The organism is Cellulophaga sp. RHA_52 (genome assembly GCF_007827205.1).
GTDB lineage: Bacteria > Bacteroidota > Bacteroidia > Flavobacteriales > Flavobacteriaceae > Cellulophaga > Cellulophaga lytica.
The window spans coordinates 2,867,962-2,886,042 of record NZ_VIRZ01000001.1; the positions used below are offsets into that span (position 1 = coordinate 2,867,962).

An 18,081-nucleotide genomic window follows, 5' to 3' on the forward strand; every position below is an offset into this window, starting at 1 on the left:
GTATAATAGACAAAGTATGGACAAATCAATATTAAATAAATAAACATCAGGACAAATATTTATTTACATTTAAACTACAAAAAACAAAGTAAAACACTATATAACAAAGGCATACACAATACATTACTGCTTAAATAACGAGGTAAAAATCTCACAAAAGATATAGACAAGCAAAGATTGATGAAAATTAAAATCATAAAAAAAATAAAAAAATCAATACCTTAGAACCAAAGAAAAAAGGTAAAGGCCCCAATTATTTTATTCTTTATATAATTAACTTTATCAGAAATAACCTATGAAAACCTTAATAATTACCTTTTTGGTAATAAGTGTTACAACTTTTTCTTTCAGTCAATCTAATAAAGAAATAGATAGTTTAAAAAATGTATTAAACACAGAAATATCCTCATCACAAAAATTAGTAATATTAGACAGTCTACATTCAATTCTTCAATATAAAAATCCAAAACTATCTTTAAAATACTCTCTAGAAGCTTATAAAATTGCTAAGCTTATATCCAATAAGCAAAAAACTATTTCTAACGCCTACAATAGCGCTTTAGCATATAAGGTATTACATAAAATGGATTCTTCAATTTATTACCACAAAATTGCTATGTCGTTAGCAAAAGAAATTAACGATAATGTTTCTTTTGCTATGGGACTTAATGAATTAGCAGATATAGAAAGACTAAACTCTAATTTAGACAAGTCTTTAGATATGTTTAACGAAGCCAAAAATATTTATAAAAAAAATAATAAAATTGGGTTATATGGTCATACTATTGGAAATATTGCAAGTGTATATTTAAGTAAGGGGCAGTATAGATTATCTCAAAAAATGTATATGGAATCTTTAAAAATTTTAGATTCTATAAATGGTAGTGCAATACGTATTGCTGATATTACAGCTAGAATTGGTGAAATACAAAGCCACATTGGCAATTACAACGAGGCTATATCATATTATAATAAAGCACTGGAGGTATATAAATTAAATGATGATAGTATATGGATGTGTAATATGCATTTACAAATTGGATCTACATATTGTAACTTAAAAGATTTTGACAAAGCAATTTTGCATTTTAGAGAGAGTTTAAAAATTGCTCAAAAACACGGTTTAAAATCTAATGAAGCAATGCTATACACTAATATAGGATCTTTATACAGGGAATCTAGAGATTTTGAAAAATCTAAAGTTTATTTAGAAGAAAGTTTAAGATTTCATGAAAGAGAAGGCTTTTTATACAATTATATTGATGTTTTAAAAGAACTAGGAACACTTTATTTAGACCTTAATAAACCAAAATTAGCAATAACATATTTAGATAAGGCTATAGAAAAATCTACACCTTCAAAGAGGTTAGATTATTTAATGGAAAATTACAAATTACGTTCATTAGCTTATGAAAAACTTGGCAATAATAGTTTAGCATTACAGGACTTAAAAAATCATCAAAATTATAAAGACAGTATTTATAACTTAAAAAACGTACAGCAAATTGAAGAGCTTAAAACCATTTACGAAACCGAAAAAAAACAAACTTCATTAGCTTTAAATGAAGAAGAAATTAAAAATTTACAGCAGCAAAACAAGTTAAAAACCTTAACTACTAGTCTTTATGCTGCAGGTATGTTCTCTGTTCTTTCTATTTCTATTATGATCTTTTTTATTTACAGGCAGCGTATGAAAAAGGATATTGTTACACAAAAAAAACAAGATGAATTATACCGTAAAGAAATAGAACACAAACAAAAAGAATTAGCAAGTTTAACGGTACACTTGGTACAAAAAAATACTTTTACACAAGAACTATTAGAAAACTTAAAAGAGTTAAAAAATAATCCCGAAAAATTTAAATTAGAGTTTAGACGCATTTTAATGTTACTTAAAAAGCAAACTGCAGATGATAAAGACTGGGACTTATTTAAATCTTATTTTGCAGATGTTCATAACGATTTTGATAACAAACTAAAAGCTATTTATGCAGATATATCTGAGAAAGAAATTAGACTTGCTGCATTTTTAAGAATGAACTTGTCTACTAAAGAAATTGCAGCCATTTTTAATGTATTGCCAGATAGTATTTTAAAATCTAAATATAGGCTTAAAAAGAAATTAAGTTTAGGCAAAGAAACAGATTTAGGTGATTTCTTAAATTCATTATAAAAACACTCTTTTTTACTGTAGGTATTTTATCTTTGCAGGGTGGATTTAGATAAAAAAATAATTCTTTTTGATGGCGTTTGCAATTTATGCAACAACGCTATACAGTTTATTATTAAATATGATAAAAAAGATGAATTTAGATTTGCTACATTACAAGGAGAAATTGCACATAATTTTTTTTCTACACGTAATATTGATATGGAAAAAACAGATTCTATTATACTAATAGAGCCCAATATTGCATATTATGTAAAATCGTCTGCCGCTCTAAAAATTGGACGTTCATTTGGAGGTATTTGGTCTTTATTATGGATTTTAGAGCTAATTCCTGCTAGTTTTAGAGATTGGATATATACTATTATTGCAAAAAATAGATACAATTGGTTTGGCAAAAAAAATAATTGTATGATTCCTACTCCAGAGCTAAAATCTAAATTTTTAGATTAGTTAATTCCTTTTATTACAATTACCAATGTCTAGTTTAATATTAAAAATATAAACAATTATATGTATAGTTTAAATCAAGTATCTTCTTTACTTTACAATTATTTAGTAGAAATTGGTTTGGATGATGTTTATGCTAAATACTTGAACACATTAATTTTACTACTTCTTTTAATAATTGTTCTTTATATTTTTGATTACGTTTTAAGAAAAATATTCATTTCTGTATTTGCAAAATTTACAAGCATATCTAAAACAAATTTTGATGACTTTTTGGTTAAAAACAAAGTACCAAGAAATGTAGCGCATATAGTACCTATTATTATTGCTTACAACGCTATACCATTTGTTTTTAATGGTTTTATAAAAGCACAAGGCATAATTTTAAAAGGTTTAGAAGTTTTTGGCATTGTATTAACGCTGTGGGTAGTTAGGAGTTTGCTTAATACTTTAAAAGATTTCTTTAAAACATTACCAAACCTTAAAGACAAACCTATAGATAGCTACATACAGGTATTTATGATCTTTTTATGGTCTATTGGTATTTTGTTAGCTATATCTATACTTACAGACATAGAACTTTGGAAATTTTTAACTGGTTTAGGTACGGCCTCTGCTGTAATATTATTAATTTTTAAAGACACCATACTTGGCTTTGTTGCAAGCATACAAGTATCTATTAATGATATGGTACGCATTGGTGATTGGATTTCTTTTGACAATTATGGTGCAGATGGAGATGTTATAGAAATTAACCTTGCTACAGTTAAAGTACAAAACTTTGACAATACCATTACAACCATACCAACCTATGCCTTAATTTCGGATTCTTTTAAAAACTGGAGAGGAATGACAAATTCTCCAGGACGTAGAATTAAACGTGCTTTAATTATTAAACAAGAAAGTATCAATTTTTTAGCACCAAAAGACATTCAAAAATTTAAAAAGATTAGTCTTATTACCGACTATATTAAAAGTAGACAAGAGAGTATTACTGATTTTAATACAAGTAATAATATAGACAAGTCTATTTTAATAAACGGAAGAAACCTTACAAACATTGGACTTTTTAGAAAATATGCAGACACGTATTTAAAAAATCATTCTGCCATAAATAAAGATATGATGGTTATGGTTAGGCAATTAGCTCCTACTCCACAAGGTATACCTTTAGAGGTTTATGCCTTTAGTAGTGATAAAAGATGGGAAAACTACGAGTATATTATGTCTGATATATTTGATCACTTACTTGCCGCTATTCCATTTTTTGATTTAGAGTTGTTTGAGCTTCCTAGTAGTTCATCTTTTAAAAACAATACTAAAACTAGCTTAAAAGCATAGTTTACTCACTCTAAAGACCATTTTACAAATTAGCTGTTTTATACGGGAATAGTAATATTTAGGTTTACACAACCTTAAAAACTATTATTTATGAAAAAGCTACTTTACCTATTATTACTTGTGCCAATAACATTTTTTGGCGCAGATAATAAAACACCTTCTACAATTAAAGAAGTAACGGTTTACCTAAACGGAGCGCAAATTACACGCACAAGCAACTTTATGCTTAAAGAAGGCACAACCGAGTTAAAATTTACTGGTTTATCTTCTAAAATTGATGAAAACAGTATACAAATATCCGGGTTACAGTCTGTTTCTATTTTAGCAATGGATTATGGCATCAACTATTTGGATAAGTTTATGGTAACACCAGAAGCTACAGAATTACAAAATGAAGCTAAATTACTTTCTGAAAAAATTCAACTATTAAAAAATAGAATATCTGGTTTACAAGAAGAAGAATTATTAATTACTAAAAACAGACAAGTAAGCGCTAGTACAGAGAGTTTAGACTTAGAAACATTAAAGCAAATAAGCACTTACTACAGAAAACGAATTACTGAAATTAGAGATGAGATATTCACTATAAATAAAGAAATTACAACAATAAGTACAACAATTAGAGACCTAAATTTACAAGTAAAAGAGCTTACCACTGGGCCTGCTATAGCACAAGGAGAATTAGTTGTTAAATTTGACGCTCCTGTAGACATTAACTTAAACTTAATTTTGTCTTATGTTGTTTCTGATGCTGGTTGGGTACCAACATACGATATTAAATCTAAAAATACAGCCAGTAATCTTCAACTTAAGTACAAAGCTAATGTCTACCAAAACACAGGAAATGAATGGAAGAATGTAAAAATTAATTTATCAACCGGAAACCCTATAAAACAAACAACTAAGCCTGTTATAGATACTAAGTACTTAAATTTCACAAATGGTTACAACTATCAAGCTAAAGCTGTTAAAAAAAATAAATATTATTACAATCCTTCAGTAAAAAAAGTAACAGGTGTGGTTACAGATGCATCCGGACAACCACTACCTGGCTGTAATGTACTAATAAAAGGTACTAGTATAGGTACGCAAACAGATTTTGATGGTAACTACACCATAGCAACCCATACTGGTCAAGAATTACAGTTTTCTTACATAGGAATGGAAACTAGTGAAGTACCTATTTATGCATCTATAATAAATACTACTTTACAAGAGAACAATGAGACCTTAGACGAAGTTATAGTTACAGGTTACTCTAGTTCTTTACAAGGTAAAGTAGCGGGCGTAAAAGTTAGAGGAACATCTACCTTAACTACAAATAAACCTGAATTGCCTTTGTATATTATAGATGGCGTACCAATAAAGGATTTTGTAGAAGGTGATATAGATACTAATGATATACAATCTTTAGAAAAATTAAATGGAACTTCTGCAACTGCTATCTACGGTTCTAGAGCTAGTAATGGTGTTATTGTAATTACAACTAAAAAGAGTACTACAGAGGATGATGTTACCAACACAACTTTTGCTATTAAAAAACCATATTCTATTAAATCTGACGGAGATATAATTGCTATAGAAATTAACACCTATAATTTAGATGCTACATACGAGTATTTAGCAATACCTGTACTAAACGAAAATGTATTTTTAACTGCATCCTTTAAAAACTGGGAGCAATACAACTTATTGCCTGGTGAAGCTAACATTTACTTTAAAGGAGGTTTTGCAGGTAAAACAGTAATAGACCCATACAAAACAACAAAGGAAATGGTTGTTTCTTTAGGTGTAGATGCTGGTATTACAGTTACAAGAAAACAAGACCGTAACTTTAAAAGTAAATCTTTATTAGGTAATAATCGTGTATTAAACAGAGCATACGATTTAGAAATTAAGAATAATAAAAATACAGCGGTTACTATAAAATTAATAGATAGAATACCGTTATCTGAAAACAAAGAAATTAAAGTAAGTGAAATAGAAACATACAATGCAAACTATAATGATGCTAAAGGTTTACTTACTTGGAAAATAGATTTAAATAGTAAAGAAACCCAAAAAGAACGTTTCTCTTATGAAGTTAAATACCCTAAAAACAAACATATCTCTTTATAATTCACAAACTTATTCAATATACAATTATGGTCGTACTAATTATCCTATTTATAGCTATCTTCTTATTTTTCATTTTTAATTGGACTTTTAAAAAAAGCAATAGAATTGCTGTAAAATATAAAAAAATTACTGCAATAGGACTATCTATTGTTTTTGCTCCACTAGTATACTTCATTAGCATATTTAGTTACATAGCAATAATTTCTTACTACCCTGAACATCAGTTTAATCAACAAAAATGGAACAACAATCCTGAGCAACGTTATGAATTATCTACTGATATTATTGAGAGTAATATGCTAATTGGTAAAACTAGAGCAGAAGTTGTACAATTATTAGGTGAAGATTTTTATGAATATAACCCAGAACATATTGCATATATATTGGGTTTAAAACCTGGTATTTTTAGTATTGATAAAGACGCATTAGATATTATTTTTAAAGACAATATCGTTATAAAAGTAAAACAGCATCAAACTTAGTAGTTTGATGCTGTTTTTATACATTAAAAGTATTTTTGCTACTTTACTTCGTCATAATTATCATCCCAATTTTTAGCTTTAGGATTTTTATGTAGTTTACCAACAGACTTAGCAACAATCATAGATACAGTAGCATCACCAGTAACATTTACAACTGTTCTACACATATCTAATGGTCTGTCTACAGCAAATATTAGTGCAAGAGCTACCGGATATAAATCTGCAGGAAACCCTATTGCCTCTAAAACTATAACCAACATAACCATACCTGCACCAGGTACTGCAGCAGAACCTATAGATGCTAATAAAGCTGTTACTACAATAGACAATTGGTTTCCAAATGTTAAACCTTCTGGCCAAAGTACTTGCATTATAAATACAGCTGCTACAGCTTGGTATAAACTTGTTCCATCCATATTAATAGTTGCCCCAACAGGTAAAACAAAGCTAGACACTTCTTTGTCTACACCAATGTGCTCCTCTACTCTCTCCATAGTTACTGGTAATGTAGCTGCACTAGAACTAGTAGAAAAAGCTAATAATTGAGCTGGACTCATTTGTTTTAAAAACCAAATAGGATTCTTTTTTGTGTATAAATATACTAGTGAACAATAAAAGGTTATCATTAATAACAAACCTAAAATTACAACACCAGAATAAGAAAGTAGTTTTTGTAAAATTTCTGGATCATCTGCTGTAACAACTACCTGGCTTAATAACGCAAAAACAGCAAAAGGAGCTGCAAGCATTATTAAATCTACCATTTTTAAGATAACATCATTTAAAGAGTCAAAAAAGTCTTTTAATGGCTTAGATCTTTTTTCTCCTACTAATAACATAGATATGCCCATAAAAATAGTAAAGAATATAACTTGCAACATTAGTTTGTTATTACTCATTGCAGCTATAGCATTACTTGGTACCATATCTACCAAAAACTGCAGCGGACCACGCTCTTTTTGGTTTGTAGCTTCAGATATTTTACCTTGTATACTACTATCATTTGCATAAGTATTAGATAGTTTGGTAATTGTATCTTCAGATATACCCTCTCCTGGTTCAATTACATTTACCAAAACAAGGCCTATAGTAATAGCTATTACAGTGGTGAACATATAAATACCAATAGTTCTAAACCCAATATTTCTAAATTTAGAAATATCTTTTAAATCAGATATTCCTTTTATTAATGAAGCTAAAATAAGCGGTACGGCAATTAATTTTAAGAGGTTTACAAAAATTTGTCCAAACGGCCCTATCCAGTCCATTATAAAATCCTTTCCCCATGTGAGTTGTGCCATTCCAAAACCAAAGAGGATTCCAAAAAACATCCCAATCATAATCTGCCAGTGCAGCTCCAATTTCTTCATACTTATTTTTTATAAATTTTTGTGAGTAATATACCATTTTGGAGTGTTACGCTCCAAATAAAATTGAATCAATAATTATAATAGTTAATTGTTAAAAATAATTCAATCTTAAACCGTAATCAAAATTACTTGGTACTGTTGTTAATTAGAGTATAATCTGCCAAAACTAATGCTGCCATAGCTTCTACAATAGGCACTGCTCTAGGTACTACACAAGGGTCATGACGACCTTTACCTTGGGTTTTAACTATATCTCCTTTATTATCTATAGTTTCATAAGGTTGTATAATTGTTGCTACTGGCTTAAATGCAACATTAAAATAAATATCCATACCATTGCTAATACCACCTTGTATACCTCCACTAAAATTAGTTTTTGTGGTACCATCTGTATTAAATTGGTCGTTATGTTCGCTACCTTTCATAGTTACACCGTTAAAGCCGCTACCATATTCAAAACCTTTTACAGCATTTATGCTTAACATAGCTTTACCTAATTCTGCATGTAATTTATCAAAAGCAGGCTCTCCTAAGCCAATAGGTACATTTTGTATTACGCACGTAATTACTCCTCCAATGGTGTCACCTTCTTTTTTTATCTCTTTTATGTAAGATTCCATTTTAGCTGCCATTTCTTGATCTGGACAACGAACTGGGTTTAATTCTGTATCTGCTAAATTTAACTCTGTGTAGTTTTTATTTAATTTTAATTCTCCTACTTGAGATACAAAAGCATTTATTTTTATGTTAGATAAAAACTGTTTTGCTATAGCACCTGCAACAACTCTACTTGCTGTTTCACGAGCAGAACTACGTCCGCCGCCACGGTAATCTCTAAAACCATATTTTTTATCGTATACATAATCTGCATGAGATGGCCTGTAAGAGTCTTTTATATGCGAATAGTCATGAGACTTTTGGTTGGTATTACGAATAGCAAATCCTATTGGAGTTCCTGTTGTTTTACCTTCAAAAATACCTGAAAAAAATTCTACGGTATCTGGCTCTTTACGTTGGGTTACTATTTTAGACTGCCCAGGTTTTCTTCTATTTAGTTCTGTTTGTATTGCGTCTAGGTCTAATTCTATTCCAGAAGGACAACCATCTATTACTCCGCCTATTGCTACTCCGTGAGATTCTCCAAAGGTTGCTACCTTAAAAAGGTTACCAAAAGTGTTTCCTGCCATCTAAATTTTTGTATTGGTATGTATAAGTCCCAAAGGTAATTTATAAGCATCAGAATATAAAATTTAGATATGTCTTAATATGTACTTAACACAATCATCACAAAATTTTCATTAGTTGTTTATATTTAGTTCATATAGAAATAGTTAGTTTGTATAAACTAGTAAAGATGAAGAAAAGAAAAATTGATGTTGCTGTAATTTCTGATGTTCACTTAGGCACATACGGTTGCCATGCAGATGAAATACTAATTTATTTAAATAGTATTGACCCCAAAATTTTAATTTTAAATGGTGATATTGTAGATGTTTGGCAATTTAGCAAACGTTACTTTCCATCTTCACATATGAAGGTTTTAAAAAAAATTATTGGTATGGCATCTAAAGGTGTACAGGTATATTACATAACTGGTAACCATGATGAAATGTTACGTAAGTTTAGTGGCACCATTATGGGTAATGTACAAATTGTAGATAAGCTAGTTTTAGATTTAGACGGAAAAAAAGCTTGGTTTTTTCATGGTGATGTTTTTGATGCATCTATAACCAATGCTAAATGGTTAGCTAAATTAGGTGGCAAAGGGTATGACTTGTTAATACTTATAAATAGAGCTCTAAATTGGGGGTTAACCAAAATGGGGAAAGAAAAATACTCTTTATCTAAACGTATAAAAAACAGTGTAAAAGGTGCTGTAAAGTACATTAGTAATTTTGAAGAAACTGCTATTAATTTAGCTATAGAAAAAGGGTATGATTATGTTGCTTGCGGACATATACACCAACCCAAAAAAGAACTTAAAGAAAATAAACACGGTAGATGTGTATATCTAAATTCTGGTGATTGGGTAGAAAATTTAACGGCTTTAGAATATTCCTTTAAACGTTGGAAACTTTACCAATACAACCATGATAAACTATCCCCTTTTTTTGCTGATGAAGAAATAAAAAATATGGATATGCAACAACTTATCAATTCTATTACCAGCACTAACACCAGTACAAAAAAAGACAAGACTGAAGGTAATGCCACAGAATAATAAATTGAAGCACTTATAACTTATACAAGTGCTTCTTTTATAATTGTTATAGGGTGCAAAGCCTTACGCTTTGTACCATCATATATTTGATGTCTACAACTTGTTCCGTTTGCAGAAATAATAACATCTTTATCACTATTATTAACTGCAGGAAATAATTTTAAATTACCAACAGCCATACTTGTGCTATAATGTTCTTTTTCGTAACCAAAAGAACCAGCCATACCACAACAACCAGAGCTAATTATAGATACTTTGTAGTTTTCTATAATGTTTAACACATCAAAAGTAACTTTTTGGTTGCTCAATGATTTTTGATGACAATGGCTATGTATTTTTACTGTTTTGGCCTCTTTAGTAAACTGATTTTTGGAAATTTTCCCTTTTTCTATTTCTGATGCCAAAAACTCTTCAATAATAAATGAATTTTTAGCTACAGTATTTACCAAGTCTTTATCGCTTACCAATTTTTTATACTCATCTCTAAAGGTTAAAATTGCAGATGGCTCTAAACCAACAATAACCAAACCTTTATCTGTATATTCTTTTAAACGTACTACGTTTTTTAAAGCTAGTTCTTTAGCTTCTTTTAAAAATCCTTTAGAAATAAATGTTCTTCCGCTTTCTGCATAAAACAACTCTACATTATACCCCAGTTTTGTAAGTACTTGTATGGCATCTATACCTAAATTAACATCTAAATATTTAGTAAACTCATCTATATACAAAACAACACTACCTAGGCTTTTTTTAACAGATGTGTCTATTTGACCTAAATACTTATCAAAATTAAATTTATAAACATTAGGTAAGCTACGCTCTGGAGCTACACCGCTAATATTTTTAATTATACCTCCAAAAAGTGAAGAATTAAACATAAAATTGGTGACTTTTGGTATTTTACTACCCAAGGCGTTATATTTAGTATTATAGGCAAACAATTTATTTCTAAAAGAATAACCGTTTGCTTCTTGGTATTGGTAGCTAAACTCTGCCTTTAAAGTTGCTACATCTACATTACTAGGGCACTCACTAGAACAAGCTTTACAACTTAAACAAAGATCAAAAACCTCTTTAAGTTCTTTTTGATTAAACTTATTGGCTTGGTCTGTGTTGGTAAGCATTTCTCTTAAAGTATTTGCCCTACCTCTGGTTGTATCTTTTTCGTTACGTGTAACATGGTAGCTAGGACACATTGCTCCAGATGCTTTTTCTGTTTTTCTACAATCGCCACTACCGTTACATTTTTCTGCAGCTTTAAGTATGCCTTCGCTCTCAGAAAAATCTAACAATGTTTCTATCTCTGGTTCTTTACGGTCTACTTTATACCTAAACGACTCATCCATTGGGTAAGAGTCTACTATTTTACCTGGATTAAAAATTCCTTTAGGATCAAAGTAAGATTTTATTCTGCGTAGCAATTGGTAATTTTTTTCACCAATCATTAGTGGTATAAACTCGGCACGCACAATACCATCTCCGTGCTCACCACTAAAAGAACCGTTATATTTTTTTGTTAATTTAGCTACATCTGTAGTAATTGCTCTAAACAGCTTAACATCTTCTCCCTTTTTTAAATTTAAAATAGGACGTAAATGTAATTCTCCTGCTCCTGCATGCGCATAATATACAGCGCTTTGGTTATGACCTTTCATTATTGTAGAAAACTCACCAATAAATTCTTTTAAATCTTCTATGGCTACAGCGGTGTCTTCTATACAAGCAACAGCTTTTTTATCGCCCACCATATTACCTAAAAGTCCTAAACCAGCTTTACGCAATTCTACAGCTTTTTTAATATCATCACCAAATAATATTGGGTTAGCATAACTTAATCCAGATTTTTTAATTGTCTTTAATAAACTATCTATTAAATAATTTAAATCTGCCTTAGTCTCTGCCTTTAACTCTAGCATTAATAATGCTGCCGGGTCACCTTCTACAAAAAACCTATTTGCTAGCTGTGCTCTATTGTTTTTAGTACAGTCTAAAATAACTTTATCCATCATTTCACACAAATGCAATTGGTGCTCCATAACTGGTACAACATCTGCTAAACAATCTTCTAGAGAGGTGTAATGCGTAACAACCATTGCCGCATATTTTGGCGGAATTGGATCTAGACTTAATGTAATTTCTGTTGTAAAAGCCAAAGTACCTTCACTACCACTTAATAGCTTACACATATTAAAACTACCCTCATTACCAAAAACGCTATTATGCAATAGTTCATCTACTGCATAGCCTGTATTTCTTCGGTGAATAGATGGTTTTGGAAACTGTGTAATAATTTCTTGCTGTGTCTCTTTTATACTTAATTCATCAAAAATTGAATTATAAATTTTTCCCTCTAAGGTGTCTAGCTGTCTTTTTTCATGAAACTCTTCTGTAGTTAAGTTTCCAAAATTTGCTTCGGAGCCATCTGCTAAAATTGCTTTTAACGATACTGTTTTTTCTCTAGTAATACCGTATTGTATAGACGTAGTTCCTGATGAGTTATTACCAACCATACCACCAATCATACATCTATTAGATGTAGAGGTATTAGGACCAAAAAACAAACCATAAGGCTCTAAAAAAAGATTTAATTCATCTCTTATAACTCCAGGTTGTACAGTAACTTGCCTTTTATCTTTGTCTACACTAATTATTTTAGTAAAGTGTTTAGACACATCTACCACAATACCATCACCAACACATTGCCCTGCTAAAGATGTACCAGCTGTTCTTGGTATTAAACCTATATTATTTTCTGATGCAAAACGTATAAGTGTTTTTATGTCTTCTGTTGTTTCTGGTAAAGCAACAGCTAACGGAATTTTTCTATATACAGATGCATCAGTAGCATATAAAGTGGTAGAAAGTTTATCTACAAATAAATCTCCTTCTAAATTCTGTTCTAGTGAGTTAAGTAGTTCAGTATTCAATTTGGTATAATTTTTGGGAACTAAAATAAGTTTTTATTCACTTAAAAGTAATTTAAACATCATATTTTTACATCAAAATTATATAGTATTATGAAAATCTTAAAAGTAATTCCGTTTTTTGTTTTTTTGATAACAGCCACTCTAAGTGCTCAAGATATTGCAGAGCATACAGCAGGTTTAAGACTAGGAGATAGCAAAGGATTTGGAGCAGAATTGTCATACCAAAAAAGTTTAACAAGATATACACGTTTAGAAGCCAATTTAGGTTGGAGAGATAGCAAAAACTTTGATGCCTTTAAAGTTTCTGGTATACACCAATGGGTATTTGCTATAGACAATGGCTTTAACTGGTACTATGGTGCAGGTGCAGGTTTTGGTAGTGTAGATTTTGAGCCTATTGCAGATCCAAGCAATCCTTCAAACGTTCAAAAACCAGATGGTGGTTTGTTTATTTTTGCTGCTGGTGATGTAGGTATAGAGTATAATTTTGACTTTCCATTACTAGTCTCTTTAGATATTAGACCAGAAATTGGCTTAACAGGCTACGAGCATTTTAGTGATAATTTTGACTTTGATATTGCACTTGGTCTACGATACAAGTTTTAATAGTTAAAATAAAGATAAACAAGCCCTTACCATGCAAAATGTTAAGGGCTTTTTTTATCACTTTTAGTTTACCTACATTTGTAACACATAAAAATAAAAACTTATAATGAAAAAATTACTAGTTACGCTTACTATTGCTGTATTAGCAGTGTCTTGTGGAGAAAAAACAGATTCAGTTGTACTTAACGGAAACCTTAGAGGAGATGTTGCAGATGGTACACAAGTGTTTTTAAAAACAGCAGGAGAAAACAATTCTGTTAAAGAAATAGATACTGTTACTGTAAAAGATGGCAAGTTTGTATTTAATACGCCTATACCTACTACATTAGATCCTTACTATGTATTTATTGACAAAGTAAGAGGTAATATGATGTTTTTTCCTGAACAAGGAACTATTGAAATGAGTACTCATAAAGATAGCTTAAGAAACGTTATTATATCTGGTACACCACAAAACGATATGTTTACAGATTTTATTGAAGGATCTAAAAAAATAGGAGAAAAAGTACAATCTATACAAAAAGATTATCAAAAAGCTGCTATGGCTCAGGATACAGCTACTGTAAAAGCTTTACAAGATGAAATAAAGGAAATACAAGAAGAAGGAAAAGAGTTTGAAGTTAACTTTGTTAAAGAAAACCCTAATGCTGTAATATCTGGAATGGTAATTAACAGATTGTTTCAAAACAGAATTTTAACAGAAGATGAAATTAGCGAACTTGTTAATAATTTATCTGAAGAGGTTAAAAAGACAGCTGCAGTTTCGGCTATCTTAGAAATGATAAATAAAAACAAAGCAACTTCTATTGGCGCAAAAGCACCAGAATTTACAGCTCCCAACTTAAACGGAGAACCTTTAGCATTAAAAGATGCTTTAGGCAAAGTAACAATAGTAGATTTTTGGGCGGCTTGGTGTGTACCTTGTAGAAAAGAGAATCCTAATGTTGTAAATGTATATAACAAATACCATGATAAAGGATTAAATATTGTTGGTGTTTCTTTAGATAAAAATGCAACTGAATGGAAAAAAGCTATTGAAGAAGATGGCTTACCTTGGAGTCACGTATACAATGAAAAAGACGTACAAGAAATTGCTAAATTATACAATGTAACATCTATACCTTCTACTTTTATTTTAGATGAAAAAGGTGTTATTATTGCTAAAAACCTAAGAGGAGACGACTTAGAAAAGAAAATAGCAGAATTACTTCAATAGTAATTAATACTATAAAAAAAGGCCGAAACTAGTTTTAGTTTCGGCCTTTTTAACTTTTTATACTATTACAAGGTTATATTTTTCCCATTTTATCTAAAACAAATAAAACTATTATAGGTACAGCCATTAATACAACTACTAATGTATCTGTAAAAATTAAATTAGGCATAAAAAATAAGGTTGTTACATAACCTCCTATAGCACCACCAAAATGCGCTGTATGCCCAATATTACCAATTCTCTTTTTCATCCCATAAATAGAGTACAATAAATACCCTATACCAAAAACATATGCTGGCATTGGTATTGGTATAAACATAATACCCAAACGCATATTAGGCTCTAATAAAATTGCTGCATATAAAATACCTGTTACAGCACCACTTGCCCCTACTGCACTATAATAAGGCTCATCTTTATGAAAAAACAAAGCCAACAAACTGCCTGCTAATAAACTTATTACATACATAAGCACAAAGTATAAAGGTCCCATATATGCTATAACTACATTAGCAAAAAAATAAAGCGTAAACATGTTAAAAAATATGTGCGATATATCTACGTGCAAAAAGCCAGAAGTAAACATTCTTTCTTTTTGTCCTGCTTTTATACCACCAATACTAAATTTATAGCGTTCAAAAAAAGAAGTGTCTTTTAACCCTTTTAAGGTAAAAATTATATTTAAAGCTATAATGACTATTGTAACTGGGTGTAATTTCATGTTTTAACTGCTGTAGTTTAGCGTCAAATATAGTTATATTTGCATAATTTTATTCTTAATGCAGTTACTAGTTTTTATTTTAGTTTATCCTATACTTTGGGTTGTTTCTATATTACCACATACTTTATTTTATGGGGTTTCTAATATTATGTACTTTTTTGTATTTCGTGTATTTGGTTACCGTAAAAAAGTAGTTTTAGACAATTTAAAACTTACATTTCCTAATAAGTCAGATGAGGAACTAAAAACCATTAGAATAAAATTTTATAAACATATGTGTGATATGTTTATGGAAATGGTAAAAACAATGAGCTTGTCTAAAGCTGAGGTAAAAAAAAGGTTTAATGTTGTTGATATAGACAAACTTAAAGCCATTGAAAAAAATAAAAGTATTTTATTAGTTTGTGCCCATTATGCCAATTGGGAATGGATGGTAAGTATTAATAACCTTATAGATACTGAAGGCTATGCTGTATATCAAAAAATTGCTAATAAGTATTTTGATAAATGGATAAGAAACTTAAGAGCACGCTGGAACACTACTCCCATTACACAAAAAGATACCGTAAAAACTGTTATTAGAAACGAAAAACAAGGAGTAAGAGCTATATATGGTATGGTAAGCGACCAATCTCCCCAGTACTCTAGAGCCCAACACTGGAGCAATTTTATGGGGTTAAACGTGCCTATACACAACGGAGCAGAAACTTTAGCTAGAAAACTAGATTTAGCAGTAGTGTATGCAAAAGTGTCTAAAGTAAAAAGAGGATATTATAAAGTTGAATTTATACCTATAACTTTAGCTGGTAAAGAAACCGAAAAAGATTACATTACTGAAGAGTTTTTAAGACTTACTGAAGAGCAAATTAAAGAAAAACCTGAGTATTATTTATGGACGCACAAACGTTGGAAACACGCGGGTAAAAAACCTAAATTTGACAAATAAAAAAACTCATTGCCTTTAAAAGCAATGAGTTTTTTGTTTTAATACAGCCTGTTTATTACAAACCTGCTACTTCTTTAATTTCTGCAATTATACGGTCTGCAAGCTTATCTGCTTCAGCCTGACTTTTGTCTTCTGTATATATTCTAATAATTGGCTCTGTGTTAGACTTACGCAAGTGTACCCAATTTTCTGCAAAATCTATCTTTACACCATCTATTGTAGATATATCTTCATTCTTATATTTATCTGCCATAGCAACCAAAATACCATCAACATCTAAACCTGGTGTTAATTGTATTTTCTTTTTGCTCATAAAATAGCTTGGGTAACTAGCTCTTAATTCTGCAACAGTACCACCCTTTTCTGCCATAAGCATTAAAAATAAAGCTGTACCAACTAAAGAATCTCTACCATAATGACTTTCTGGGTAAATTATACCTCCATTACCTTCACCTCCAATAACTGCGTTATTAGCCTTCATTTTAGTAACTACATTTACTTCTCCAACTGCAGCAGCTTCATACGTGCCACCGTATTTTTCTGTAATATCTCTAAGTGCTCTAGAAGAAGATAAGTTAGATACAGTATTACCTTTAGTTTTACCCAATACGTAATCTGCACAAGCAACTAAAGTATACTCTTCTCCAAACATTTCACCATCATTACTAATAAAAGCTAAACGGTCTACATCTGGGTCTACTACAATACCAAAATCTGCCTTTTCTTTAACTACCAATTCACATATATCTGCTAAATGCTCTTTTAATGGTTCTGGGTTATGAGGAAAATGACCTGTAGGATCACAATATAATTTTACAACTTCTACTCCTAATTCTTCTAACAATTTTGGTATTGCAATACCACCGGTAGAGTTTACACCATCTACAACTACTTTAAATTTAGCTGCTTTAATTACCTCTTTATCTACCAATGATAAGTTTAAAACTTCATCAATATGTATATCTATGTAAGAGTCATTTTTTAAGATAGATCCTAAATCATCTACATCTGCAAAAGTAAAATCTTCTTTTTCTGCTATTGCTAAAATTTTAGCCCCTTGTTCTGCATTTAAAAATTCTCCTTTTTCATTTAAAAGCTTTAAAGCATTCCATTGCTTTGGGTTGTGGCTAGCCGTTAATATAATACCACCATCTGCCTTCTCTAAAGGCACTGCAATTTCTACAGTTGGTGTAGTAGACAAATCTAAATCTACTACATCTATACCTAAACCTACCAAGGTAGATACAACTAAATTCTGAATCATTTCTCCAGACAATCTAGCATCACGGCCAATAACTACTTTTAATTTATCTTTTTTAGCATACTCTTTTAACCAAATACCATAAGCAGCAGCAAATTTTACTGCATCTAATGGTGTTAAATTTTCTGAAGGCTTACCTCCTATTGTTCCTCGTATTCCCGAAATAGATTTGATTAGTGTCATATATATTATAAAAGTTTTTACAAATATACATGTACAAAAGCAATTCTTATGTTTTGAATTTGTAAATTCGAT

The 18,081-nt window shown here is 30.3% G+C and carries 14 protein-coding genes; 9 read left to right on the forward strand and 5 right to left on the reverse strand.

What is annotated here, in order from left to right; translation table 11 throughout:
* Nucleotides 1–295 precede the first annotated feature (295 nt).
* From JM80_RS12740 to JM80_RS12760, 5 genes are all read left to right on the forward strand, one after another.
* Complete coding sequence (locus JM80_RS12740; RefSeq protein ID WP_144710423.1) at nt 296–2,173, forward strand: tetratricopeptide repeat protein; 1,878 nt, start codon at nt 296–298, stop codon at nt 2,171–2,173.
* Between the two features lie 39 nt (nt 2,174–2,212).
* A complete protein-coding gene (locus JM80_RS12745) occupies nt 2,213–2,620 on the forward strand; it encodes a thiol-disulfide oxidoreductase DCC family protein (RefSeq protein ID WP_144710425.1) in 408 nt (135 codons plus the stop codon).
* Nucleotides 2,621–2,680: 60 nt separating this feature from the next.
* Nucleotides 2,681–3,958, forward strand: coding sequence for a mechanosensitive ion channel family protein (locus JM80_RS12750; RefSeq protein WP_013622387.1), 1,278 nt, complete (start codon nt 2,681–2,683; stop codon nt 3,956–3,958).
* Between the two features lie 90 nt (nt 3,959–4,048).
* Entirely contained in the window at nt 4,049–6,076 is a 2,028-nt protein-coding gene (locus JM80_RS12755; protein ID WP_075695543.1) for a DUF4139 domain-containing protein, read from the forward strand.
* A gap of 26 nt (nt 6,077–6,102) precedes the next feature.
* Nucleotides 6,103–6,558, forward strand: coding sequence for a hypothetical protein (locus JM80_RS12760; protein ID WP_144710427.1), 456 nt, complete (start codon nt 6,103–6,105; stop codon nt 6,556–6,558).
* A 38-nt stretch (nt 6,559–6,596) separates the two neighbouring features.
* Here the strand turns inward: JM80_RS12760 and JM80_RS12765 are convergent, their stop codons facing one another.
* Together JM80_RS12765 and aroC are read right to left on the reverse strand one after the other, a co-directional pair.
* Nucleotides 6,597–7,928 (reverse strand): dicarboxylate/amino acid:cation symporter, encoded by a 1,332-nt coding sequence (locus tag JM80_RS12765; protein ID WP_034643757.1) that lies wholly within the window; start codon nt 7,926–7,928, stop codon nt 6,597–6,599.
* 125 nt (nt 7,929–8,053) lie between these two features.
* A complete protein-coding gene (aroC, locus tag JM80_RS12770) occupies nt 8,054–9,115 on the reverse strand; it encodes a chorismate synthase (RefSeq protein WP_144710429.1) in 1,062 nt (353 codons plus the stop codon).
* 167 nt (nt 9,116–9,282) lie between these two features.
* Here aroC and JM80_RS12775 point away from each other — a divergent pair, with 167 nt between their 5' ends.
* Nucleotides 9,283–10,149 carry a UDP-2,3-diacylglucosamine diphosphatase gene (locus JM80_RS12775; protein ID WP_013622382.1) on the forward strand — a complete coding sequence of 289 codons (867 nt, stop codon included), beginning with the start codon at nt 9,283–9,285 and terminating at the stop codon, nt 10,147–10,149.
* 20 nt (nt 10,150–10,169) lie between these two features.
* Here the strand turns inward: JM80_RS12775 and JM80_RS12780 are convergent, their stop codons facing one another.
* The gene (locus tag JM80_RS12780; RefSeq protein WP_013622381.1) at nt 10,170–13,076 is read right to left on the reverse strand and encodes an FAD-binding and (Fe-S)-binding domain-containing protein; all 2,907 of its coding nucleotides are present in this window, start codon (nt 13,074–13,076) and stop codon (nt 10,170–10,172) included.
* Nucleotides 13,077–13,166: 90 nt separating this feature from the next.
* Here JM80_RS12780 and JM80_RS12785 point away from each other — a divergent pair, with 90 nt between their 5' ends.
* Together JM80_RS12785 and JM80_RS12790 are read left to right on the forward strand one after the other, a co-directional pair.
* A complete protein-coding gene (locus JM80_RS12785) occupies nt 13,167–13,682 on the forward strand; it encodes a hypothetical protein (RefSeq protein ID WP_034643763.1) in 516 nt (171 codons plus the stop codon).
* A 106-nt stretch (nt 13,683–13,788) separates the two neighbouring features.
* Nucleotides 13,789–14,898 (forward strand): TlpA disulfide reductase family protein, encoded by a 1,110-nt coding sequence (locus JM80_RS12790; RefSeq protein ID WP_144710431.1) that lies wholly within the window; start codon nt 13,789–13,791, stop codon nt 14,896–14,898.
* A 73-nt stretch (nt 14,899–14,971) separates the two neighbouring features.
* Here JM80_RS12790 and JM80_RS12795 read toward each other — a convergent pair whose 3' ends face one another.
* A complete protein-coding gene (locus JM80_RS12795; protein WP_038506689.1) occupies nt 14,972–15,619 on the reverse strand; it encodes a rhomboid family intramembrane serine protease in 648 nt (215 codons plus the stop codon).
* A gap of 58 nt (nt 15,620–15,677) precedes the next feature.
* Between JM80_RS12795 and JM80_RS12800 the strand changes: the two genes are divergently transcribed.
* Nucleotides 15,678–16,565 carry a lysophospholipid acyltransferase family protein gene (locus JM80_RS12800; RefSeq protein ID WP_038506686.1) on the forward strand — a complete coding sequence of 296 codons (888 nt, stop codon included), beginning with the start codon at nt 15,678–15,680 and terminating at the stop codon, nt 16,563–16,565.
* 55 nt (nt 16,566–16,620) lie between these two features.
* Here JM80_RS12800 and glmM read toward each other — a convergent pair whose 3' ends face one another.
* Nucleotides 16,621–18,009: a phosphoglucosamine mutase gene (glmM, locus tag JM80_RS12805; RefSeq protein ID WP_144710433.1), complete on the reverse strand. Its 1,389-nt coding sequence runs from the start codon at nt 18,007–18,009 to the stop codon at nt 16,621–16,623.
* Nucleotides 18,010–18,081 lie beyond the last annotated feature (72 nt).